Origin of the sequence: Streptomyces sp. NPDC050548, from assembly GCF_044457385.1 — a bacterium.
In the GTDB taxonomy this organism is placed as follows: domain Bacteria; phylum Actinomycetota; class Actinomycetes; order Streptomycetales; family Streptomycetaceae; genus Streptomyces.
The window spans coordinates 73088-96416 of record NZ_JBITGV010000013.1; the positions used below are offsets into that span (position 1 = coordinate 73088).

General features: G+C 71.1%; 20 protein-coding genes. 6 read left to right on the forward strand and 14 right to left on the reverse strand.

Annotated features, from left to right (window positions below; all coding sequences use genetic code 11):
• Window positions 1-62: 62 nt before the first annotated feature.
• Window positions 63-3194: an AfsR/SARP family transcriptional regulator gene (locus ACIBJH_RS31395; protein WP_399120263.1), complete on the reverse strand. Its 3132-nt coding sequence runs from the start codon at window positions 3192-3194 to the stop codon at window positions 63-65.
• A 158-nt stretch (window positions 3195-3352) separates the two neighbouring features.
• Between ACIBJH_RS31395 and ACIBJH_RS31400 the strand changes: the two genes are divergently transcribed.
• The 3 genes from ACIBJH_RS31400 (at window position 3353) to ACIBJH_RS31410 (ending at window position 5112) form a co-directional block, all read left to right on the forward strand.
• The gene (locus tag ACIBJH_RS31400; protein ID WP_019069679.1) at window positions 3353-3646 is read left to right on the forward strand and encodes a winged helix-turn-helix transcriptional regulator; all 294 of its coding nucleotides are present in this window, start codon (window positions 3353-3355) and stop codon (window positions 3644-3646) included.
• 123 nt (window positions 3647-3769) lie between these two features.
• Window positions 3770-4798 carry a zinc-binding alcohol dehydrogenase family protein gene (locus ACIBJH_RS31405; protein WP_399120472.1) on the forward strand — a complete coding sequence of 343 codons (1029 nt, stop codon included), beginning with the start codon at window positions 3770-3772 and terminating at the stop codon, window positions 4796-4798.
• A 95-nt stretch (window positions 4799-4893) separates the two neighbouring features.
• Window positions 4894-5112: a hypothetical protein gene (locus ACIBJH_RS31410; protein WP_399120265.1), complete on the forward strand. Its 219-nt coding sequence runs from the start codon at window positions 4894-4896 to the stop codon at window positions 5110-5112.
• A 70-nt stretch (window positions 5113-5182) separates the two neighbouring features.
• Here the strand turns inward: ACIBJH_RS31410 and ACIBJH_RS31415 are convergent, their stop codons facing one another.
• The 5 genes from ACIBJH_RS31415 to ACIBJH_RS31435 all read right to left on the reverse strand — a co-directional run bounded on the left by ACIBJH_RS31415 (window position 5183) and on the right by ACIBJH_RS31435 (window position 12018).
• A complete protein-coding gene (locus ACIBJH_RS31415; protein ID WP_399120266.1) occupies window positions 5183-6115 on the reverse strand; it encodes a catalase family peroxidase in 933 nt (310 codons plus the stop codon).
• A gap of 163 nt (window positions 6116-6278) precedes the next feature.
• Window positions 6279-6854: a sigma-70 family RNA polymerase sigma factor gene (locus tag ACIBJH_RS31420; protein ID WP_399120267.1), complete on the reverse strand. Its 576-nt coding sequence runs from the start codon at window positions 6852-6854 to the stop codon at window positions 6279-6281.
• Window positions 6855-7031: 177 nt separating this feature from the next.
• Window positions 7032-7298 (reverse strand): anti-sigma factor family protein, encoded by a 267-nt coding sequence (locus tag ACIBJH_RS31425; RefSeq protein ID WP_399120268.1) that lies wholly within the window; start codon window positions 7296-7298, stop codon window positions 7032-7034.
• A gap of 32 nt (window positions 7299-7330) precedes the next feature.
• Window positions 7331-8746, reverse strand: a complete 1416-nt coding sequence (locus tag ACIBJH_RS31430; RefSeq protein ID WP_399120270.1) for an FAD-binding oxidoreductase — start codon at window positions 8744-8746, stop codon at window positions 7331-7333.
• 152 nt (window positions 8747-8898) lie between these two features.
• A complete protein-coding gene (locus tag ACIBJH_RS31435) occupies window positions 8899-12018 on the reverse strand; it encodes an AfsR/SARP family transcriptional regulator (RefSeq protein ID WP_399120271.1) in 3120 nt (1039 codons plus the stop codon).
• 137 nt (window positions 12019-12155) lie between these two features.
• On the opposite strand from ACIBJH_RS31435, the gene ACIBJH_RS31440 reads away from it, so the two are divergent.
• The 3 genes from ACIBJH_RS31440 to ACIBJH_RS31450 all read left to right on the forward strand — a co-directional run bounded on the left by ACIBJH_RS31440 (window position 12156) and on the right by ACIBJH_RS31450 (window position 14277).
• Window positions 12156-12452, forward strand: coding sequence for a Dabb family protein (locus tag ACIBJH_RS31440; RefSeq protein WP_200710423.1), 297 nt, complete (start codon window positions 12156-12158; stop codon window positions 12450-12452).
• 109 nt (window positions 12453-12561) lie between these two features.
• Window positions 12562-13356 (forward strand): SDR family NAD(P)-dependent oxidoreductase, encoded by a 795-nt coding sequence (locus ACIBJH_RS31445; protein WP_399120272.1) that lies wholly within the window; start codon window positions 12562-12564, stop codon window positions 13354-13356.
• A gap of 123 nt (window positions 13357-13479) precedes the next feature.
• Complete coding sequence (locus tag ACIBJH_RS31450; protein WP_399120274.1) at window positions 13480-14277, forward strand: tyrosine-protein phosphatase; 798 nt, start codon at window positions 13480-13482, stop codon at window positions 14275-14277.
• A gap of 18 nt (window positions 14278-14295) precedes the next feature.
• Here the strand turns inward: ACIBJH_RS31450 and ACIBJH_RS31455 are convergent, their stop codons facing one another.
• The 8 genes from ACIBJH_RS31455 to shc all read right to left on the reverse strand — a co-directional run bounded on the left by ACIBJH_RS31455 (window position 14296) and on the right by shc (window position 23287).
• Window positions 14296-14421 (reverse strand): DUF6126 family protein, encoded by a 126-nt coding sequence (locus tag ACIBJH_RS31455; RefSeq protein WP_019069690.1) that lies wholly within the window; start codon window positions 14419-14421, stop codon window positions 14296-14298.
• The gene (locus ACIBJH_RS31460; protein WP_399120275.1) at window positions 14418-15050 is read right to left on the reverse strand and encodes a helix-turn-helix domain-containing protein; all 633 of its coding nucleotides are present in this window, start codon (window positions 15048-15050) and stop codon (window positions 14418-14420) included. Before ACIBJH_RS31460 ends, ACIBJH_RS31455 begins: the two co-directional genes overlap by 4 nt.
• A 74-nt stretch (window positions 15051-15124) precedes the next feature.
• Window positions 15125-16510: an aspartate aminotransferase family protein gene (locus tag ACIBJH_RS31465; protein ID WP_399120276.1), complete on the reverse strand. Its 1386-nt coding sequence runs from the start codon at window positions 16508-16510 to the stop codon at window positions 15125-15127.
• Window positions 16507-18414 (reverse strand): 1-deoxy-D-xylulose-5-phosphate synthase, encoded by a 1908-nt coding sequence (gene dxs / locus ACIBJH_RS31470; RefSeq protein ID WP_399120278.1) that lies wholly within the window; start codon window positions 18412-18414, stop codon window positions 16507-16509. Before dxs ends, ACIBJH_RS31465 begins: the two co-directional genes overlap by 4 nt.
• Before the next feature lie 26 nt (window positions 18415-18440).
• The gene (ispG, locus tag ACIBJH_RS31475) at window positions 18441-19598 is read right to left on the reverse strand and encodes a flavodoxin-dependent (E)-4-hydroxy-3-methylbut-2-enyl-diphosphate synthase (protein ID WP_399120279.1); all 1158 of its coding nucleotides are present in this window, start codon (window positions 19596-19598) and stop codon (window positions 18441-18443) included.
• A gap of 4 nt (window positions 19599-19602) precedes the next feature.
• Complete coding sequence (hpnH, locus tag ACIBJH_RS31480; protein WP_019069695.1) at window positions 19603-20625, reverse strand: adenosyl-hopene transferase HpnH; 1023 nt, start codon at window positions 20623-20625, stop codon at window positions 19603-19605.
• Window positions 20626-20630: 5 nt separating this feature from the next.
• Window positions 20631-21272, reverse strand: coding sequence for a 1-hydroxy-2-methyl-2-butenyl 4-diphosphate reductase (locus ACIBJH_RS31485; RefSeq protein ID WP_399120280.1), 642 nt, complete (start codon window positions 21270-21272; stop codon window positions 20631-20633).
• A complete protein-coding gene (gene shc / locus ACIBJH_RS31490) occupies window positions 21272-23287 on the reverse strand; it encodes a squalene--hopene cyclase (RefSeq protein WP_399120282.1) in 2016 nt (671 codons plus the stop codon). The genes ACIBJH_RS31485 and shc overlap by 1 nt, the downstream gene beginning before the upstream one ends.
• Between the last annotated feature and the right edge of the window lie 42 nt (window positions 23288-23329).

A 23329-nucleotide genomic window follows, 5' to 3' on the forward strand; every position in this document is an offset into this window, starting at 1 on the left:
ACCTGCGAGGCAACGCCTGTGGAGAACTCATAACCTGTGGAAACCCGTGTCACGCGTCCGGGTCAGCGATGCCGGCCCGGTCCGGTCAGCACTCCGCTGAAGCCGGCCAGCACGGAGGGGTTGTCGACGAGCCAGGCCCGTACCCGGTCCGCCCCGTGCCCGTCGGCCGGACCGGACCGGAAACAGGTGTCCAGGGTGTCGAGGAGGGCGCCGACCGCGCGGCGGGCCAGTGGTTCGCGCACCCGGTCGTGGGCCTTGGCGGCGCGGTCCCTCCACATCCGGGTCTCGTCGGCCGCCGAGGGGGTCGGCGGGCCGAACGCCGCGACGACCGTCAGACCGAGGGCGGACATCGCCCTGCGATCGAGCGGTGCCGTGGAGCTGTCCCACACTCCGGCGAAGATCGTCCGGGCCTCCGGGAAGCGGTCCCCGTGGAAGGCGAGCGCTCCGCGCAGGATGGCCGCGGCGGCGCGGACGTCGTCCGCGCCCAGTTCGTCGGCGAGCCGCGCCACCTCCGCGAGCCGGTGTTCGGCCGTCGCGATCGCGCCCTCCCCGATGTCCAGGCACACGATCCGCAGCGCGGTGTAGGCGTAGAGGGCGCGCGCGCCGATGGAGCGCAGGACGAGGACCGCCTCGGTCCAGTGCTCGCGGGCCCGGTCGCGGAAGCCGCCGCTCTCGTCCGCGTCGCCGCAGAGCACGAGGGAGAACGCCCGTGCGTAGTCGTCGCCCGCGGCGCGCGCCGCCGCGACGGCGGTCCGGCCGTGCGCGCGGGCGCCGTCGATGTCGCCGCGCTGGAGGCAGTACGTCGTCCAGTTGGTCTGCAGGACCGCCCGGTCCCAGTGGAAGGCGGTGCCCGCGATGCCGTTCTCGGCCCGTACGAAGAGTTCCTCCACGTCGTCGTGGCGTCCGCTCAGCATGGCGTGGAACGGTTCGTGGCAGGCTCCCAGGACGCCGACATCGGGGTTCTTCGCCCGCCGGCACGTCACCTGGTACTGGTCGATGAAGAGGCCGGCCTCGGCGTGCCGGCCGACGACATGACTGAGCCAGACGAGCCAGGTGAGCGCGCGGAACAGCGCCAACTCGTCCTCCTCGGTGGGCTCCAGGACGTCATAGGCCCGCAGACTGCGCCGCAGGCGGTCGATGCCCTCCTCCTCCCGACCGCTGATGGTCCAGTAGTAGGCCCGTCCCGCTTCCAGGGCCAGGGCCTCGGCCGTTCTCGACCGGGCCATCAGGAGGTCCGAGGCCGCCCGGACGTTGGCGGACTCCGCGGTGTGCCGGCTGATCCACTCCCCTTGGCCGCCCGGCGCGCCGTCGTGCACGAAGCGCAGGGCCCACGCCATGAAGCGTTCCTCCGCCTCGGCCTCCCGCCCTTCGGCCCGGAGCCGGTCCAGCGCGTACTCGCGGACCGTCTCCAGCATCCGCAGCCGGCTCCCCTCGGGCGTCGGAACGGTGAACAGGAGGGATTTGTCGACCAGTTGGGCCAGCACCCGCAGGGTCTCGTGGCGGTCCGCCCCGGGGAGGGAGAGCGCCGTCTCCGCGGTGTCGAGGGAGCAACCGCCGACATACAGGGCGAGTTCGGTCAGCACCCGCTGCTCGGTGGCGTCCAGGAGGGCGTAGCTCCAGTCCAGGACGGCACGCAGGGTGCGGTGCCGGGCGGGCGCGGTCCGCTTCCCCTTGGACAGTAGGGCGAAGCGGTTGTCGAGGCGGCGTTCGATCTCGCGCACAGGCAGCAACCGCACGTGCGCGGCGGCGAGTTCGACCGCGAGGGGCAGGCCGTCGAGTCCCCGGCACAGCGAACGGACGTCGTCCAGCTCCGTTCCCTCCGCGCTGAAGTCCGGGTCGTTCATGAGGGCCCGGATGCCGAACAGTTCGGCCGCCTCGCCGTCGGGCATCGGCGCCAGCGGGAACAGCCGCTCGCCCGCGACGGCCAGCGGCGCCCGGCTGGTGGCCAGGACGGTCAGTGCGGGGCACCGGCCGAGCAGGACCGCCACGAGCGGGGCGAGCGTGTCGAGCAGGTGCTCGCAGTTGTCGAGCACGAGCACGGCCTGACGCTCCGTCAGGAACGAGGTGAACCGGTGTACATAGTCGTGCGGCGGCTGGTCCGGCCGTACCGAGGCGTCCGACAGCCCGAGGGCCGCGGCGATCGCCGGAAGGACACCCGCGCCGTCCGCGGAGGCCAGATCGACCCACCACGCGGCGTCGTACGAGGACGCCATCGACGCACAGGTCTCCAGCACCAGCCGCGTCTTGCCGACACCACCGGGCCCCACGACGGTCACCAGCCGTTCCCGCTCCAGGGCCGCACGCAACCCGTCGAGGTCCGCCCCACGACCGACGAACGGGCCGAGGGGATGATCTGGCCCGCCCCGGCCGGGCGCCGGACGGGAGTCGACGGATGCCGGGACCAGTCGTACGGCGCCCCTGGCCGCCGTCCCGGGGGACCGGTCGCGGGCGAGCAACTCCTCGTACAGGGAACGCAGTTCCGGGGAGGGATCGACGCCCAGCTCGGAGCGGAGCAGTGCGCGGCCCGCCTCGTACACGTCCAGGGCCTCGGCGTGGCGACCACAGCGGTGGAGGGCGAGCATCAGGCGGGCCCGGGACCGTTCGCGCAGGGGCGCGCCGGCCACAAGTGCCGTGAGTTCGGGGACCAGTTCGGCGGCGCGGCCGAGTTCGAGACCGGCGGCGGCCGCGTCCTCCCGTGCGCCCAGGCGCAGTTCCTCAAGGCGCAGCCGTTCGGCGTCGAAGACCCGGCCCTTCAGATCGTCCAGGGCGCGGCCCCGCCACAGCTCAAGTCCCCGCCGCAGAGCGTCTTCCGCCTCCCGGTACGCGCCCGCCGCCAGCCGCTCGCGCCCCTCCTGGAGCGCCGCCTCGAAACGGACCGTGTCGAGTTCGTCCTCCGGTGCCAGCACCAACTGGTAGCCGCCGTAACGGGATTGGAGGCGCCGGTCCCCGCCGTGCGTCGCGAGGGCCGCGCGCAGCTTCGTCATCTGGACCTGGAGCGCGTTGACCGGGTCCTTCGCGCCGCGCTCCTCCCACAGTTCGTCGATGAGCGTGTCGCGGTGCACGACGGCTCCGCCGGCCAGCAGGAGCCGGCCGACGACCGCGCGGGAGACGGCACCCGGCAGAGCGACGGCACCGCTCGCGTCGGCCAGTTCCAGGCGGCCGAGGAGTCGGAAGCGGATGCCGTCATCGTTCATGTCTCGACCTTCGTGCACGTCGGCCACCGTACGGAAACGGAGGCGGTTACCCGCAAGGGCTGCTGGTACCCGTTGGGTACCATCGCTGGATGACGAAGACTTCGAACCTCTGTGACGACCCCAAGAGCGTCTATCTTGCCGCCTGCCCCTGCCGCGACATGCTGGACCTGCTCGCCAACAAGTGGAGCGCCCTCGCTCTCGGCGCCCTGGAGGACGGCCCGCAGCGCTTCGGCGCGCTGCGCTCCCGGCTCCAGGGCGTGAGCCCCAAGGTTCTCACCCAGACGCTGCGCCGTCTGGAGGACTACGGTCTGGTCGACCGCCGGATCTACGCCGAGGTGCCGCCCCGTGTCGAGTACAGCCTGACCCCGCTCGGCCTGGACGCCTGCGCGCCGCTCGCCCATCTGCGAACCTGGGTGGAGCAGAACATCGACCGTTTTCCCGACGCCGCCTGATCCGACCTGGACACTTCCCGACGGGAAGTAGGATCCCTTGCAGGTTACTACCTCCCGATGGATACCGTTCGGAGCGTGGCCGCGGCCCTTCACCGGCCACCGCACGAACCGAGGAGATCCATGATGAGCGTGACCCCGAAGACGATGCCCGCCGTCGGCTACCTCAAGAGCCTGCCGGTCGACGACGAAGAAAGCCTGCTGGACCTCGAACTGCCCGTCCCGGAGCCAGGTCCGCACGATCTGCTGGTCCAGGTCGAGGCGATCGCGGTCAACCCGGTGGACTACAAGGTCCGGCAGGGCAACGACCCGGGCGGCGAGCCCAAGGTGCTGGGCTGGGACGCCGCCGGCACGGTCGTCGCGGTCGGCGACAAGGTGGAGCTGTTCGCGGTCGGCGACGAGGTCTTCTACGCCGGCGCGATCGACCGGCCGGGCACCAACTCCCGCTTCCACACCGTCGACGAGCGCATCGTCGGCCGCAAGCCCCGCACGCTCTCCTTCGCCGAGGCGGCGGCGCTGCCGCTGACCTCGCTCACCGCCTGGGAGGGCCTGTTCGAACATCTGGGTCTGCGCCAGAGTCCGGAGCAGACCGGCACGCTGCTGGTGACCGCGGCGGCGGGCGGGGTCGGGGCCATGGTGGCCCAGCTGGCCCGGGCCCTCACCGGCCTGACCGTGATCGGTACCGCCTCGCGCCCGGAGACCGTCGAGTTCGCCCGCCGTATGGGCGTGACACATGTGGTCGACCACCATCACCCCCTGCCCGCGCAGGTGGCCGAGGTGGCGCCCGGCGGGGTGGAGTACGTCTTCGGCACGGCCGGCACGGACAAGAACTTCGCCGTGTACGCCGAGATCCTCAAGCCGTTCGGCGGACTGCTCGCCATCGACGACTTCGGTGCCGTGGAGATCGGTCTGCTGAAGTCCAAGAGCATCTCCTTCCACTGGGAGTTCATGTTCACCCGCTCCCTGTACCGGACCCCGGACCAGGTGGCGCAGCACCGCATCCTCGGCGAGATCGCCCGGCTGGTGGACGCCGGCAGCCTGCGGACCACGGCCACCCAGGATCTCGGCACGATCAACGCCGCCCATCTGCGCGAGGCGCACCGCATCCTGGAATCCGGCGCCACCATCGGCAAGGTGACGCTCACCGGATTCTGATCGGCCTGTGAACCTCCTCGTCCCTCGTCCCGTTTACCAAGCGGAAGAAGAAAAGGCTTTCCCACAACCACGGAAAGATGACGAGCATGCGGGTCATGAGGTTCACGCCGGAGCAGCGCATTGATCACCTGCTCCGCTGGGCGGCGGAATGGAACGGGACGCGACGGGGCCGAAGTATGTGGGCCTACTCGCTCAGCCTCGGGGGCTCCCACGCCCTGCTGAACGACTGGGTCAACAACGAGCGGCTCATGGATCTCCTCACCTTCGAGGAGAGGAGATCCGTGGATGAGGCACGCAAGCGGGCGAGACAATAGCCTTCCCCAGCATTCCGAAGAGCGACGGGCACCGGATGTCTCCGGTGCCCGTCGCTCTTCTCCGTCCTGTTCAGCAATTCCCGCTGCGCCTGCGGTACGACTCGGCGTACGCCCGGGCTCGAAAGGCGAGCACCGGGTCGTCGGACAGCTCGATCCCGGCGGTGACCCGGGTGGGGTCGAACCGCTGCGCGGCCCAGTAGTCCTGGTCGTCGACCGGCGCGGTGATCTCCAGGCGTCCGGCGGTGATCTCCTTGCGCCGCTCCGGCCAGGCGACGGCGGGGTCGTGCGTCGGATCGTCCTCCTCGGCCGGCTGGACCTGGAGGGTGAACGCCACCGGGCCCTGCCGTAGGCGCTGGTGGAGTTCGTCGGTCAGGTACTGGTCCGGGCGGCCGGCCGCCTCCTCGGCGGACAGTTCCGCGCGGCCGGCCTCCGGCTCCCAGCGGTAGCGCACCGGCTGTCTGTTGCCCGCCGCGTCGGTCCAGACGAACGCGTGGATCGCCCAGTAGGCGGCGGTGCCGTAGCCGACCGGAATCGGCGGGACCTGCGTCACGGCCCCGGCGAGGTGCGGATGGGCGGCGACATAGGCCTGCACCTGGCTCATGTCGGGCGCCCCGGTGGCGGGGTCCGGCCGTAGCGCCTCGGTCAGTTCGAGGAACTGTGCCGGGGTGGAGGCGACGAACAGCGGCACCGTCATGGCGACGAGATCGGTGTCGCCGCCGTCCGGCAGCTGGAACCGGGCCGCCATCCCGCGGGCCACCGGCACGGTGTCGCGTGAGCGCGGATTCCCCTCCGAGTTGGAGAACCGCACGACGACAGGGGTCGGCGGGCCCTGGAGATGGACCGCCGTGGTGAGGCCCGCCGCGTCGCCGGTCGGGGTGAAGGTCGCCTTGAAGCAGACGCCCCGCGCACCGGAGCGCCGGTGGCCCGGATACAGGCCGTGCATGCGTTCCATGCTGTCGACGACCTGCTCGGCGGTGGGCAGGGCTGCGGGGATGCTCGACATTCGTTCCTCCACGACGGAAGTGAGGTGCCGCCGACCCGGTGCCGGGCCCCGGGGGCGTCCGACGCGGCGGCGCGGACGAGCCGGTCGCCGGGCCCGTCACGTGCGGTACACGAGGAGAACCGCGGAAACGGTTCACGCACCCGGGACGCACGCCCGGCACGGCCTACGGCGTGTAGCCCCGCTCCGTGAGTGCGGCCCGAAGTGCCTTGAGGGCCAGGTGTGTCCGGGACTTGACCGTGCCCGGCGGGATGCCCAGCATGCTCGCCGTACGGGCCACGGACTGGTCCAGGAACTCGACGTGGACGAGGATCTCGCGATGCTGCAGCGTCAGGTCCGCCAGGGCCTCGCGCACGATCTTCCTGGTGAGCGCGGGGTCCATGTGTTCCGGGCCGGGCAGGTCCTGGAGGACGGTGTCGACCGTCTCCGGAGGGCGGGCCTGCCGGGCGCGGTAGCCGTCGATGACGAGGTTGCGGACCACGGTGACGAGCCAGGGCCGGATGCCCTCGGCCCCCGGGTCGAGGATGTCGGCGTGCTGCCAGGCGCGCAGGACCGCTTCCTGGACCAGGTCCTGGGCCTGGTGGCCGTCGCCCCGCAGCAGTCCGGTGGCCACGCGCAGCAGATACGCGCCGTGCTTGTCGTAGACGGCGCGGATGAACGCCTCGTCCCGTGCCCGTTCACGCGTCCCGCCGTCCGGGCAGCCCGGCCGTGTGTCCCGGATCGCTGTGCTGTGTTGCCTCATTGCCACGTTCCCCCAGTGCGCCGTGGGTCCTGTGCGGCGCACCAATTCGTTGAAAGCTGAACGGGGAAACCTTGGGAGGGGCCTCTTGCCGGCCGCTTGATCTCCGCTTTCCTCGCCCGCGCCCCCGAGGACAGGAGCGGGAAAGGAGACGGACAGCGGGCACGCGCGCGTGCCGGCTCACTGCTGACGGGGTACGGGCGGGCTCTCGGCCAGGGCGGCCCGGACCGCCGCCTCCCGCAGTTCGAGGAGTCTGCCGGACCAGTCCCCCAACAGCTCCTCGTCGGGCAGCAGTCGGACGGCGGCGAGCGCGGTGCGGATCTCGTCCACCTCGCCCGCGCAGCCCGGGCACGCCCGCAGATGGCGGCCGACGCGTACGGTCTCCCCGGGATCGAGGGCCGCCATGGCGTAGGCGGCCAGTTCGGTTGTCTCCTGCTCGCATGTCACCGCGGTCTCCAGCCTTCCGACGCCGTCCGTCCCTAGGCCGTGGTGTGTTCCGGGCCGACGGTGTGGTTGTTGACCCGGAAGAGGTTCCGCGGGTCGTACCGCCGCTTCAGGCTGCGCAGCCGGGCCAGGTCGCCGTCCGTGAACACGTTCTCCGCCCGGTCGTCACGGCCCGCGAAGTTCGTGTACGTGAGCCCCGTGGACCACGGGCGCAGCCGCTCGACCATCCCGCCCAGCATCGCCATACCGGCCTCGACGACCTCCGGCGGGCCCACCGTCGCGCCCCACACGGTGAACACCGCGTCCCGCGCGGCGACGGGAGCGGCGGCGGCCGGCTGGGCCGACAGGGCCCCGCCGAGATGCCTCAGCTCCAGGACCGTGACGAGACCCCCGGCGGCGATCTGGGCGCTCTCCACCAGGGAGTCGACGGCGGCGGCCGGCAACTCGGCCAGCAGGGCGCCCTGTTCCTCGTACGGGAAGGGTTCCGCCGGGTCGGTGTGGACGAGGGCGTACGAGCCGTAGGGGTGCCGGGCGATCGTGTCGAGGATCCCCGAGCCGATGGCCCGGAAGGGGGCGATGAGCTTCTCGGCCTCCTCGTCGGTGCCGAGGTGGGTCACCCGGACGTGGGCGAGGAACCGGCCGCGCAGCGGTTCGGGCACCTGCGGGACCGGCGGGAAGTTCAGCAGCGCCACCGAGCAGGTGAAGGCGTCGGGCGCGTCGCGGACCACCTCGGGGAAGGCGCGGAGCACGGCCTCGACGTCCTCGGCGGGGAAGTGGATGCCGCCGCCGTAGAAGGAGGTCACCGGGAAGAGCCCGATCTCCAGCGCGGTCACGACACCGAAGTTGCTGCGTCCGCCGCGCAGGGCCCAGAAGAGGTCCGGTTCGGCCTCCGGTGACACCCGGCGCAGTACGCCGTCCGGCGTGACCACCTCGATGGCCACGACGTGGTCGGCGGCCCAGCCCTGGGACCGGCCCAGGAAGGGGCTGAGTCCGCCGCCGAGGGTGAAGCCCACGACCCCCACGTCCGGGCTGGACCCGTTCAGCGGTGCGAGCCCTTCCTCCTGAGCCGGTCCCACGACGTCCGACCAGCGCGCGCCCGCGCCGACGCGGGCCACCCCACGCTCGATATCGATGTCGACCGTGCGCATCGCACCCGTCGTGACGAGCAGGAAGCCCTCCTCGGCCGGGAACGGCTGGTGTCCGGTGGCCATGACTCCGACGGGCAGGTCGTGCCGGGCGGCGAAGGCGACCGCGGTCTGCACATCGGCGGCGCTGCCGGCCGCGACGACTATGCGGGGCCGCTGCCGCGACCGCAGGTTGAACCCCGCGACCGCCTCCTCGTAGCCCGCGTCGCCCGGGACGCCCGGGACGAACACGGATCCCCCGATCCGGTCGGCCAGTTCGGTGACGGCTGCCGCGCCGACAACGGCCCGGCCCTGGTACTCGGTCATGCTGCTGTGCCTTTCGTCGGAGCGTCGGCCGCCCGGAAAGCAGGCGGAAACGGCTCCCCGACGCGACCGGGTGCCGTCCGATGGCTGCTACGGCGCACGCTCCGAAGAGGTTCACGGCGTGCGCGTACCTCTTGGCGAAAGGGTGAAGACGGTCAGCAGAAGGCGGCGAACACCGAGGGACCGCCCGCGAGCCAGGCGCAGACCTGGTCCGGGCCGCTCTGCCCGCTCCCCCCGGAGCGGTGGATGTCCAGCCGGTCCAGCAGTACGCCCACCGCGTGCCGGGCCAGCGGCTCCAGCAGTCCGCCCTGGGTGCGGCGGGCCCGGTCGGTCCAGGTCCGCACGTCGGCGGCGGCGGTGGGGCCCGGCGGGCCGAACGTCGCCAGGAGCGCGCGTCCTACGGCGGAGACCGCTCTGCGGTCGGCCGGTGCCGCCGGAGAGTGCCAGACCCCGTCGAAGACCGTCGCCGCGTCCGTGAAACGGCCGTCGTGGAGGGCCAGCACTCCGCGCAGGTTGGCCACGGCCGCCTGGAGGTCGTCCGCGCCGAGTTCGTCCGCGAGCCTGCTCACGTCGACGAGCCGCCCCTGGGCGGTGGCGAACTCCCGCTCGGCGATGTCCAGGCAGGCCAGTCTGAGCACGGTGTACGCCCAGCGGGTACGCGCTCCGACGGCGCGCAGGATGCGGGCGGCCTCGGTCCACTGCTCGCGGGCGCGGGCGCGGAGGCCGTCGCTCTCGTCCGCGTCTCCGCAGAGGGTGAGGGAGAAGACCCGGGCGAAGTCGTCCTCGGCCGCGCAGGAGGCCGCCACGGCGAGCAGACCGTGGCGGCGGGCCCCCTCGATGTCCCCGCGCTGCAGGCAGTAGGTCGACCAGTTCGTCTGCAGGACCGCCCGGTCCCAGTCGAAATCGGTGTGCGCCACGGCGGTCTCGGCCAAGGCGAACCGTTCCTCCACGTCGTCGCGCCCGTCGAGCATCGCGTGCAGCGCGTCGTAGCACCGGCCCAGGACCACGAGGTCGGGGTTCTTCGCGTGCCGCCAGACCGCGGTGTGCCGTTCCCCATAGGAACCGGCTTCCGTGTGGTGCCCGGCGACATGGTTGAGCCAGGTGAGCCAGGCGATGGTGTAGAAGAGCGCCCACTCGTCCTCCTCGGCGGGCTCCGCGGTCCGCCGGCCGGCCGCGGCGTCGTAGGCGAGCAGGGTGCGGTGGAGGCGGTCGATGCCCTCCTCCTCCCGGCCGCCGATGAACCAGAAGTAGCCCAGTCGCGCCTCCAGCAGCAGCGCCTCGGCCTCCCTGGACCTGGCCGTCATCAGGTCCGAGGCCGCCCGGATGTTGGCGGACTCCTCGGTGAGCCGGCGGGCCCACTCCTTCTGGGCTGGGGACGAGAGACCCGCGCTGCCGTCGCGGACGAAGTGGGCGGCCCAGGCCATGAGCCGTTCCTCGGCGTCCGGCGCGCGGCCTTCCTCATGGAGCCTGGCGAGCGCGTACTCGCGGACCGTCTCCAGCATCCGCAGCCGCGTCCCGTCGGGGGTGGAGAACGGGACGACGAGGGACTTGTCGACCAACCGTGCCAGTACGTGCAGCAGTTGGGCGCCGTCGGCCCCGTGCAGCGCGGCGGCGGACTCCACCATGTCGAGGGAGCAGCCGCCGACGTAGAGGGCCAGTTCCGTGAACAGGCGCTGTTCGGAGGTGTCGAGGAGGGCGTAGCTCCAGTCGAGGACGGCGCGCAGGGTGCGGTGTCTGGCCGGTGCGGTGCGGTCCCCCTTGGTGAGCAGGGCGAAGCGGTTGTCGAGGCGGGCCTCGATCTGCCGCACGGACAGCAACCGGACGTGGGCGGCGGCGAGTTCGACCGCCAGCGGCAGCCCGTCGAGCCTGCGGCACAGGGAGCGGATGTCGCGCAGCGCCGCCTCGTCCGGGGCGAAGGACGGGTCGATCATGGCGGCGCGGGCACCGAACAGGTCCGCGGCCTCCTCCTCGGCCATCGGCGCGAGGGGATACAGCACTTCGGCCGGGACCTCCAGCGGTGCCCTGCTGGTGGCCAGGACGGTCAGCGCGGGGCACCGGCTCAGCAGTGTCGCCACGAGCGGGGCGACGGCGTCGAGGAGGTGCTCGCAGTTGTCGAGCACGAGCACCGCCTGACGGACCGTCAGGAACGAGGTGATCCGGTGCACATGGTCGTGCGGCGGCTGGTCCGGCCGGACGGACGCGTCGGAGAGCCCGAGCGCGGCGGCGACCACGGCGAGCGCGTTCGCGTCGTCGGCGGGGGCCAGGTCGACCCACCAGACGTTGCCCCGGGAGGGCTGCAGGAGCGCGCACACCTCCAGCGCCAGCCGCGTCTTGCCGACACCCCCCGGCCCCAGTACGGTCACCAGCCGCTCGCGGTCGACGAACTCCCGCAGCGCGCCGAGTTCCTTGTGTCTGCCGACGAACGGGCCGAGCGGCCGGATCGGACCGCCTTCGCCGACCGCCGGCCGGACGTCCGTACGGATGGAGGACAGCGCGGACGGACAGCCGGACGCGGCGGCGGGCCCCTGGAGAGCCGGGTCCTGGCGGATCATCGCGGTGTGCAGGGAGGCCAGCTCCGACGAGGGCACGGCACCGAGTTCCGACCGCAGCAGCAGACGGCCCGTCTCGTAGATCTCCAGGGCCTCCGCGGTCCGCCCGCAGCGGTGCAGCGCGAGCATGAGGCGGGCCCGCGACCGCTCGCGCAGCGGTGCGAGGGAGACCAGGGCCGTCAGTTCGGGGACCAGTTCCCGTGCCCGGCCGAGGGCGAGACCGGCGGTGGCCACATCCTCCAGGGCGCCCAGCCGCAGCTCCTCAAGACGGGTCCGCTCGGCCTCGAAGACCCGTCCCTCCAGGCCGTCCAGGGCACGCCCCCGCCACATCGCGAGGGCCGCCCGCAGCTCGCCCTCGGCCTTCTCCCACTCCTCCGCCGCCAGATGCCCACGGCCCGCCCGGACCGCCGTCTCGAAAGCGGTTGCGTCGATCTCGTCGTCCGGCCTCAGGACGATCCGGTAGCCGCCGTGCCCGAACAGCAGCCGCGTGTCCTCGCCGCCCGCCGTGAGCGCGGACCGCAGTTTGGCCATCTGGACCTGGAGCGCGTTGACCGGATCCTTCGCCCCGCGCTCCTCCCACAGCTCCTCGATGAGGGTGTCGCGCCGTACGACGGCCCCGTGGGCGAGCAGCAGCCGCCCCACGATCGCCCGGGAGACGGCACCGGGCAGGGCGATCGCGCCGTTGCCGTTCACCAGCTCCGGGCGGCCGAGCAGTCGAAAGAGCATGCCCGCCATTCTGCCGTCGGCGGCCGACTGCGCCGAAAGGGCTTGTCGGCGCGCCGCGCCGGCGGGTGAACCGAGTCGCCGCAGGCCCCGTAGACGTCCACGTCCACCGAGACGCGACATCGACGGCAGGAGCGGAAATGATCCGGAATCTCGTCTTCTTCAAGCTCAACGACGGTCTCACCCGCGAATCCCCGGAGGTCGTGGAGGGATTCGAACTCGTACGGAACCTGGAGCGCGAGATCCCCGAGATCCGGCAGTGGGAAGTGGGCTGGCACGCGTTCGACGAGACGCCCGTCTCCTACGACTTCGCCCTGAACAGCCTCTTCGACGACACCGCCGCCTTCCAGCGGTACTTCAACCACCCCGCACACCTGGCCGCCATCGCCCACTGGATGGACCACGCGACCTGGGTCGTCGTCGACATGCACGTCTGAGGGCCGGGCAGCAGCCGAAGTGGCGGGCCGGTCGCGCTGCCGCCAGGCTGACGGCAGACGTACCGGCACGCACGACGGACAGACGGACGCACAGAGGGACTGGTTCCACATGCAGATCGACCTGACGGGACGCACCGCGCTGGTGACGGGTTCGACGCAGGGCATCGGCGCGGCGATCGCGGCCGGACTCGCGCGCTCGGGCGCCCGGGTGGGGGTGAACGGCCGCAACGAACAGCGGGTCGCGGAGGGCGCGGCACGGCTGGCGGCGGAGGTGCCGAACGGCGCCTTCGTGCCCGTGACCGCCGACGTGACGACCGAGGAGGGCGCCGCGCGCGTCCTTCAGGCGCTGCCGGAGGTGGACGTCCTCGTCAACAACCTCGGTGTGTTCGGCGCCGCCGACCCGCTGGAGATCAGCGACGAGGAGTGGCGCCGCTATTTCGAGGTGAACGTGCTGGCCGCCGTACGACTGACCCGCATGTACCTGCCGGGCATGACGGGGCGCGGCCGGGGCCGGATCCTGAACATCGCCAGCGACTCGGCGATCGTCATCCCGGCCGAGATGATCCACTACGGCATGTCCAAGACCGCGCTCCTCGCCGTGAGCCGCGGCTTCGCCAAGCAGGCGGCGGGCACGGGCGTGACGGTCAACTCGGTCATCGCGGGCCCCACGCACACGGGCGGTGTCGAGGACTTCGTCTACGAACTCGTCGACCGCGAGCTGCCGTGGGACGAGGCGCAGCGCGAGTTCATGCGCAAGCACCGGCCGCAGTCCCTGCTGCAACGGCTGATCGAGCCAGAGGAGATCGCCAACATGGTCGTCTACCTCAGCTCCGACCAGGCCTCGGCGACGACGGGCGGTGCGCTGCGGGTCGACGGGGGTTACGTCGACTCGATCCTGCCCTGACACCTCCCGGAAGAGAGCCAGGTCAGCGCCTCTGAGGCATCCCGGGCCGCGGTACGCATGTCGTATCGTCGACAGGGTGCCCGCCGGTGAGCCGCGCCGTCGGGCCGAGTGGGAGGAGCCCTCGTGACGCAGCAGATTCCGTCGACCGAGCCGGAGTTGTCCGGAGTGCGCAATTTCCGGGACGTGGGCGGGCTCCCGACGGCGGACGGACGGCGGGTGCGGCACGGCGTGCTGTTCCGCAGCGGCCATCTCGCGCACGCGACCGACGAGGACGCCGCGTTCCTCGACTCGCTGGGCCTGCACACGATCTTCGACTTCCGCAACGCGTCGGACCAGAAGCTGGAGGGCCCCGACGTCGAATTGCCCGGCGTGCGCAATGTGAACCTGCCGCTGTCCGACCCGGCGGACGGCTCCGAGTTCTGGAAGATGGTCCGCGACGGCGAGATAGAGCAGCTGCGCGAGATCCTCGGCGGCGACAAGGGCGCCAACCGCATGATCGCCTCGTACCGCACGATCGTCACCCAGCGCACCGCCGAGCACTCCCAGGTGCTGCACGCGCTCGCCGAGGACAGCGTCCCCGCGCTGATGCACTGCGCGGCCGGCAAGGACCGCGCGGGTCTCTCCATAGCCGTGACGCTGCTCGCCCTGGGTGTGGAGCGCGAGGCGATCGCCGCCGACTACCTGGAGTCGAACGCCAAGCACCGCCGCTACAAGGTGCGCCGCAGCGACTCCTCCTCGGCCGGCTACTCCCCCGAGGTGATGGAACTCCTCAGCCCCCTCTTCGACGCCCGCGCCGAGTATCTGACGGCGGCCTTCGACACCGTCGAGGAGACCTGGGGCGGCGTGGACGCCTATCTGGAACAGGGGCTCGGAATCACCCCGGAGATCCGGGAGCGGCTGCGCGAGCGCCTGCTCGACTGAACTCCGGTCCCCGGCGGGCTACTTGGCGCCCACGGAGAACAACAGGTAGATGAAGGCCGCGAAGAGGTGGCCGACGGCGATGTAGATGAGGAGCCGTACCCACAGGGCGCGGGGGAACCTGTCCTCGATGTTGTTGCCGCTCATGGCGTGTCTCCGGTGATCGGGCCCAGGCACAGGGTGGCCGTGGGACTCTGCAGCAGGGTGTGGACGAAGAGCACCTCGACACCGTCCTCGTCGGCGGCGGCGAGGCGGTGCGGGGTGAGCGAGTCGAAGTGCGCGCTGTCGCCGGGCGCGAGGAGGTGCGCGGTGTCACCGAGCCGCAGCCGCAGCCGCCCCGTGAGGACGTAGAGCCACTCCTCGCCGGGGTGCACGCGCACGATGTCGCCCTGGGAGCCGTGCGGGATGCGGACGCGCAGCGACTGCATCCCGCGGCCGGGGGCGCCGGCCTGCCAGTACGTCCAGCCGCCCGCCCGGGTCGGTTCCATGTCGGCGGCGCGTACGACGGCTTCCCGGTCGGTGACCGTCTCGCCGAGCAGCTCCGAGACTGTCGTACCGTAGATGCGGGCGAGCGCGAGCAGCATCGGCAGCGAGGGCTGGCGCTGCCCGGTCTCCAGGCGGGAGAGATGGGCGGGCGAGAGTCCGGCCGAGCGGGCGGCGGCCTCCAGGGTGAGGGAGGCGCGGCGGCGCAGGGCGCGGAGCTGCGGTGCGACGGTGGCCGGCAGGTCGTCGGCCGGTCCGGCCGGCGGTTCCGGCTCGGTCTCGGAGGGGCTCACGCCTCCATTCAGCCGGACTTTTGCCCCTGCGGCAAATTTCTTGCCACAGAGGCAAAAATCTCGGTTCTCGCAGCTCAGCGGTTGGCGACCGCCTGCTTCACGAGCGTCCGGCTGAAGTCCCACATCAGCCCGCCGCCACTGTGCGCGTCGTCCATCACGGCCGTGAACGCCTCGACGAACCGGTCCACCTCGCGCTCACCGACGATCAGCGGCGGAATCAGCTTGATGACCTCCAGGTGGTCGCCGGAGACCTGGGTGAGGATGCGGTGCCGCTGGAGCAGCGGTACGACCACCATCTGCGCGAACAGTCCCTTGCGCGCGGCCTGGAGCATGGTCCAACGGCTGCGCAGCTTCAGCGACTTGGGCTTCCCGAACTCGATGCCGATCATCAGACCCCGGCCGCGTACGTCGGCGAGCAACTCGTACTTGTCGACCAGCGCCGCGAGCCGCGCCCTCAACTGGTCCCCGGTGGCACGGGCGTTGGCGACGATCTGCTCGTTCTCCACGACGGACAGCACGGCGAGGCCTGCCGCCATGGCCTGGGCGTTGGACCCGAAACTCGCCGAGTGGACCAGCACGCGGTCCATGGACGAGTAGACCTTCTTGAAGATCCAGTCCTTGCCGAGGGTGGCGCCGACCGGCACATAGCCGCCGGACAGCGCCTTGGCCACACACACCAAGTCGGGCTCCACACCCTCCTCGTGCTGGTAGGCGTAGAAGTCGCCGGTACGGCCCAGCCCCGTCTGCACCTCGTCGGCGATGAGCAACGCCTTGTGCCGGCGCAGGAGTTCCTGCGCTGCGCGCAGATAGCCGGGCGGCGCCTCGTGGACACCCTTGCCCTGGATCGGTTCGACGACGAGGGCGGCGACGTCGCCCTTCTTCAACTCCCGTGCCAGGGCGTCGAGATCACCGAGCGGCACGGCGGTGTCGGGCAGCAGCGGGGCGAAGCCGTCCCGGAAGCCGTCCTCGCCGTTGACCGAGAGCGAGCCGGTGGTCAGGCCATGGAAGGCGTGGTCGCAGTACAGGACGCGCGGCTTGCCGGTGGCGTAGCGGGCGAACTTGAGCGCTGTCTCGACCGCCTCCGTACCGCTGTTGCCGAAGAACACCCGGTCCAGGTGCGGGCTGTGGGCGAGCAGCTTCTCGGCGAGCAGGCCGGGCAGCGGCTGGCAGTCGAAGCGGGTGAGGTCGGCGAGCTGGGCGTCGAGGACGTCGTGCAGCGCCTTGCGGACGACGGGGTGGTGGCGGCCGAGGCCCATCACCCCGAACCCGGCGAGCATGTCGAGGTAGTCGTTGCCGTCCGCGTCCCAGAAGTAGGCGCCCTCGCCCCGCTCGTAGACCTTGTCGAAGCCGATGGTGTGGAGCATGCGCGGGAGCTGGTGGTTGAGGTACTTGGTGTGCAGCTCGTAGCGCTCGGCTCCGCGCTCGGCCAAGAGCGCGGTGAGGTCGAACTCCTTGGTCATTCGGGTTTCTCCTTGGCTGCGTGGCCGGTCGTGTCCTTGACCGCCAGGCTTGCGCTGATCCGTCCGGCGACCTCGACGGGTGTGAGGCCGATGTCGGCGAGCACCTCGCCGCGTTTGGCGTGCGCGAGGAACTGCTCCGGGATGCCGAACCTCCGCACGGGGACGTCGACTTCGGCGTCACCGAGGGCCAGCGCCACGGCGGCGCCGACGCCGGAGGCACGGCTGTTGTCCTCGACGACGGCCACCAGGCGGTGTTCGGCGGCGAGACCGGGCAGCGCCGGGTCGACGGGCTTGACCCAACGGGGGTCCACCACCGTGCAGTTGATGCCCCGGGCTTCGAGAAGTTCGGCGGCCTGGAGGCAGACGGGCGCCATCACTCCCACGGCGACGAGCAGCACCTCGGGTGTCCCCGCCCCCCGGTGCAGGACGTCGAGGCCGCCCACGCGGTCGATCGCGGGGATCTCCGGTCCGACCGACTCCTTCGGGAAGCGGACGAGGGTCGGCGCGTCGTCGACGGCGACCGCTTCCCGCAGCTGGGCGCGGAGTTGGTCGGCGTCGCGCGGGGCGGCGATCCTCAGGCCGGGGACGACCTGGAGGATGGACATGTCCCACATGCCGTTGTGTGACGCTCCGTCAACTCCGGTCACTCCGGCGCGGTCCAGGACGAACGTCACCCCGCAGCGGTGCAGCGCCACGTCCATCAGGAGTTGGTCGAAGGCGCGGTTGAGGAAGGTGGCGTAGACGGCGACGACGGGATGCAGTCCGCCGGTCGCGAGCCCGGCCGCCGACACGGCCGCGTGCTGTTCGGCGATGCCGACGTCCCACACGCGGTCGGGGAACCTCGCGGCGAACTTGCCGAGCCCGACCGGGTGCAGCATGGCCGCCGTGATCGCCACCACGTCCTCCCGCTCCTCCCCGATGCGCAGGATCTCGTCGCCGAACACACTGGTCCAGGAAGGGCCGTTGGAGGGCACGAGGGGCTCGCAGGTGAGCGGATCCATCACGCCGACGGTGTGGAAGTGGTCCTCCTCGTGGGCGAGGGCGGGTTCGTAGCCGCGTCCCTTCTCCGTGAGGCAGTGGACCAGGACCGGTCCATGGAAGCGTTTCGCGCGGCGTAGCGCCGACTCGACGGCGCCGATGTCGTGTCCGTCGATCGGGCCGACGTACTTGAGGCCCAGGTCCTCGAACATGCCCTGCGGGGCGAACGCGTCCTTGAAGCCCTTCTTCGCGCCGTGCAGCGACTCGTAGACGGTGTTGCCGACGACCGGGGTGCGCAGCAGGACGTCCTTGCCCCAGGCGAGGATCTTCTCGTAGCTGTCGGTCGTGCGCAGGGTGGCCAGGTGGTTGGCGAGGCCGCCGATGGTGGGCGAGTAGGAGCGCTCGTTGTCGTTGACGACGATGATCAGCGGGCGGTCCTTGGCGGCGGCGATGTTGTTCAGCGCCTCCCAGGCCATGCCGCCGGTGAGCGCGCCGTCGCCGATGACCGCGACGACATGGCCCTTCTCGCCCTGCACCTGGCGGGCCTTGGCGAGGCCGTCGGCCCAGCCGAGCGCGGTGGACGCGTGACTGTTCTCGACGATGTCGTGCTCGGACTCCTCACGGGAGGGGTAGCCGGACAGGCCGCCCTTGCCGCGCAGTTTCGAGAAGTCCTGACGGCCCGTCAGAAGCTTGTGCACATAGCTCTGGTGGCCGGTGTCCCAGACGATGCGGTCGACCGGTGACTCGAAGACCCGGTGGAGCGCGATGGTCAGTTCCACCACACCCAGGTTGGGCCCGAGGTGGCCGCCGGTCCTGGCCACCGCGTGCACCAGGAACTCCCTTATCTCTTCGGACAGTTCACCGAGTTCCGCCTCGGACAGCGCCTTCAGGTCGCGTGGTTGACGGATGCTCTCCAGGATCGTCACGTCGGGCCCCCTTCGGTCCGTGCTGTTCAGCTCACGGTGACGGCCGGCTCCCCCGCCGCGACGCCGTCCTGCTCCATCTGCTCGGCGATCTTCATCGCCTCCTCGATGAGGGTCTCCACGATCTTCGACTCGGGCACGGTCTTGACGACCTCGCCCTTGACGAAGATCTGGCCCTTGCCGTTGCCGGAGGCGACGCCGAGGTCCGCCTCCCGCGCCTCGCCGGGCCCGTTGACGACGCAGCCCATGACCGCGACGCGCAACGGCACCTCCATGCCTTCCAGGCCCGCCGTGACCTCGTCGGCGAGCTTGTAGACGTCCACCTGGGCACGCCCGCAGGACGGGCACGACACGATCTCAAGACGGCGGGGCTTGAGGTTCAGCGACTCCAGGATCTGGAGGCCGACCTTGACCTCCTCCACCGGCGGGGCGGACAGCGACACCCGGATCGTGTCGCCGATGCCCTCGCTGAGCAGCGCCCCGAAGGCGACCGCCGACTTGATCGTGCCCTGGAAGGCGGGCCCGGCCTCGGTGACCCCGAGGTGCAGCGGATAGTCGCTCTGCGCGGCCAGCAGCCGGTAGGCGTTGACCATCACCACGGGGTCGTTGTGCTTGACGGAGATCTTGATGTCGCCGAAGCCGTGCTCCTCGAAGAGCGAGGCTTCCCACAGGGCCGACTCGACGAGTGCCTCGGGGGTGGCTTTGCCGTACTTCTGGAGCAACCTCCGGTCCAGGGAACCGGCGTTGACCCCGATGCGGATCGGCGTGCCGTGGTCCTTGGCGGCCCGCGCGATCTCCTTGACCTTGTCGTCGAACTGCTTGATGTTGCCGGGGTTCACGCGAACTGCCGCGCATCCGGCCTCGATCGCGGCGAAGACGTACTTGGGCTGGAAGTGGATGTCAGCGATCACCGGGATCTGCGACTTGCGGGCGATGGTGGCCAGCGCGTCCGCGTCGTCCTGCGTGGGGCAGGCGACGCGGACGATCTGGCAGCCGGACGCGGTGAGTTCGGCGATCTGCTGGAGGGTGGCGCCGATGTCCGACGTACGGGTCGTGGTCATCGACTGGACCGACACGGGGGCCCCGCCCCCGACCGCCACCGGTCCGACCTGGATGCGTCGCGACACACGTCGCTCGGCGATCGGCCGGACCGGCATCTCGGGGACGCCCAGGGACACTGCGGTCATGACGTCAGTCGCGGTTTCCGGCGACGGTCTCGCGCATGGCCCGCAGCGACTCCTTGAGGGAGCCCATGGTGGCGAGGACGGCGGTGGGCTCGTAGCCGCAGTGCGCCATGCAGTTGGCGCAGCGCGGGTCCTTGCCGCGGCCGTACTTGTCCCAGTCGGTCTCCTCGATGAGTTCGCGGTACGTGGGTACGTACCCGTCGCTCATCAGGTAGCAGGGGCGCTGCCAGCCGAAGAGCGAGTAGTTCGGGATCGCCCAGGCCGTGCACGGGAAGTCGACCTTGCCCTCCAGGAAGTCCAGGAAGAGCGGGGAGTGGTTGAGCCGCCACTTCCGGCGGTTGCCGCCTGCGAAGGCCTTCTTGAACAGCTCGTGGGTCTGCGCGACGCCGAGGAAGTGCTCCTGGTCGGGCGCCTTCTCGTAGGCGTAGGCGGGCGAGATCATCATCTCGTCGACCTTGATGTCGTCGTTGAGGAAGTTCAGGACCTCGATGATGGTCTGCGGGGTGTCGGTGTTGAAGAAGGTGGAGTTGGTGGTGACCCGGAAGCCGCGCTTCTTGGCCTCCTTCATCGCCTCCACGGCCTCGTCGAACACACCCTCCTTCGCCACGGACTCGTCGTGCCGCTCGCGCAGGCCGTCGATGTGCACCGCGAAGGCGAAGTACGGGGAGGGCTTGAACTTGTCGAGCTTCTTGCGCAGCAGCATGGCGTTGGTGCAGAGGAAGACGTACTTCTTCTTCGCCACCAACTGCCGCACGATCTCGTCGATCTGAGGGTGCATCAGGGGCTCGCCGCCCGCGATGGACACCATTGGCGCACCGGATTCGAGCACTGCCCCGACGGCCTGCGCCACCGGCATGCGCTGCTTGAGCACGCCCGCCGGGTGCTGGATCTTGCCGCAGCCCTCGCACTTCAGATTGCACGCGAAGAGCGGTTCCAGCTCCACGATCAGGGGGAACTTGTCCCGCTTGCGGAGCTTCTGTTCAGCCAAGTATGTAGCGACCTTGATTGTCTGGCGCAGCGGCATGGCCATCTGGCTCACCTCCGAGGGAGCAGCAAAGAACGGTGCCATTCGAAAAAAGCGGGAAGAACGGAACGAAGAACGCGGAAAGCCGATATTCCACCGCGCACCGTGCCGATCCGGACGAGTTCATGTTCAGGAGCGTCCACGACCACCCGTACGGCCGCAACCGGGCGCGCGCCCGTGCGCACGGCGCTCAGCAGCGTGGCCGCCGACTCCATGTCGACCGCGATCGCGCCGGTCGCGAGCAGATCCGACCGTTCGTGACCGCGGACGACGTGATCGGAGCCGGTGAGGGGGCCGGTGTGGACGGTGCGTCCGGGCAGGGCCCGCACCAGTTCCTTGACGAGCAGTTCGGTGGCGACGCACGGAACGGTTCCGCGCGGGTCCCGGGTCTCCTCGGCGACCACCAGGTCACCGGGGTGCATCCCGGGGGCGAGTCCGGCGCAGAAGCCCGTGGCCAGCACGGCGGCCTCGGACAGCGCCGGGTCGGCGAGGCGTCGGGTGACAGCCGCTTCGGCCGCCGCGGGCCCCATGCCCGTCCGCAGGACGGTGAGCTGCCCGCCGGCGCCGGAGCGGTCGCCGGTGCGCAGGGCGAGGTGCTCGATGCCGAGCGCGCAGGCGATCAACAGCGGCGGAGCGGCGGGCCGGGTGCTCATCAGCCCCCCTTGGTCGGGGAGACGGCCGGGGAGACGGTCCGGGTGAACGGTTCTCCATGGACGTAGCGCCCGAGCGCGGTGAGCGGGAAGACCTGCCGGTAGAGGTGGTAGTTGATGGAGAAGTCCCACGGGAAGCCGGTCCCCGTGAAGTAGGGCTCGTCCCAGGAGCCGTCCTCCCGCTGGGTGGTCGCGAGCCATTCGATGCTTCGCTCGACGGCCTTGGAGTCCTTCTCCCCCGCCGCCAGCAGGGCCATCAGCGCCCAGGCCGTCTGCGAGGCGGTCGAGGCGCCCCGGCCGCTCCACTCCTTGGCGTACTTGTAGGAGCGCAGGTCCTCGCCCCAGCCGCCGTCGTCGTTCTGCACGGTCTCCAGCCAGGTCACCGCGCGCCGGATCGCCGGGTGCGAGCCGGGGAGCCCGGCGGCGGCGAGGGCGGGTACCACGGACCCTGTGCCGTATACGTAGTTGACGCCCCAGCGGCCGAACCACGAGCCGTCCGGCTCCTGTTCGGCGAGCAGCCACTCGATGCCGCGCCGGGTGCGCGGGTCGTGGGCGAGGCCCTCGACGGCGAGCATCTCGACGACGTGCGCGGTGACGTCCGCCGACGGCGGGTCGATCACCTCGCCGAAGTCGCAGAACGGCAGCCGGTTGGGGAAGGGGCTGGTGTTGTCGACGTCGAAGGCGCCCCAACCGCCGTTCTTGGACTGCATTCCGAGGTTCCAGCGGACTCCGCGTCCGACGGCCCGGTCGACGCGTTCCGGGTCGTGATGTCTGACCCGGCGCAGCGCGAGCACGACCTCGGCGGTGTCGTCGATGTCGGGGTAGTTGTCGTTGTGGAACTCGAACGCCCAGCCGCCGGGCGGCAGTTGGGGCCGTTTGACCGCCCAGTCGCCGGGGCGGACGATCTCCTCCCCGAGCATCCAGTCGGCGGCCTTGACCAGTTGGGGGTGATCGGCCGGCACGCCCGCGTCGGCGAGCGCGATGGTCGCGAGGCAGGTGTCCCACACCGGGGACTGGCAGGCCTCGATCATCCGGGCCCCGTCCTCGCGCCAGATCGCGAACCGGTCCAGCGACTCAAGTCCCGCGCGCATCACGGGGTGTTCGAGGTCGTAGCCCAGCAGGTGCAGGGCGATCACCGAGTACACGGCCGGCGGCTGGATGCCGCCCCAGCAGCCGTCGTTCTCCTGCCGCTCGATGATCCAGCGCGCCGCCGTGTTCATCGCGGACTTGCGCAGCTTGCGCGGGGCGACCTTGCGGTAGAGGTGCAGCGCCTTGTCGAGCCGCTGGAAGGCGCCGTCCCAACTCGCCACCTTGGCAAGGGGCTTCACCGGATTCGGGTTGTCCGCGTCGGTGTGCAGTTCGTCGAGCGGGAAGGGCGCGGGCCGTACCGGCCGCTTCGCGGAGACGACCGTCAGCGGCACGATGGTCTGCCGGGCCCAGCATCCGAAGTCGTAGATGTTGAGGGGGACCCAGGTGGGGAAGTAGATGAGTTCCGGCGGGAGTTCGGGCAGGTCGTCCCACTTCCACCAGCCGAACAGGGCGAGCCAGATCCGGGTGAAGACCCGGGCCGAGGCGATCCCGCCGCGCTCGCGGACCCACGCGGAGGCCTTCGCCATGTGCGGGGCGTCCGGCGCGTCACCGGCGAGCCGGAGGGCGACGTACGCCTCGATGGTGGTGGAGAGTTCGCCCGGGCCGCCGTAGAAGCTGGCCCAGGTGCCGTCCTCGCGCTGCTCGCCGCGGATGAAGAGTGCGGCGGCCCGGGTCGTCGACTCGTCGCGGATGCCCAGGAACTGACGGAGCAACAGATCCTCGGCGTCCATCGTGACGTTCGTGTCGAGGTCGCCCTTCCACCAGCCCTGCGCGTCCTGGAGGGAGAGCAGGAAGTCGGTGGCGCGTTGCACGGCGAGTGCGGCGGCGTCCTGCACCCCGGCCGCCACGGGGGTGTTGATGTCGGTTTCGCTGGCCGCGGCAACACGGGGCCGCATCGCCCCGGTGCTTCCGTCGGTCGTCGCTGTCATGGCTTCCCCTTCGTGCAGTGGCATGTCTCTGCTGTGGGTCCG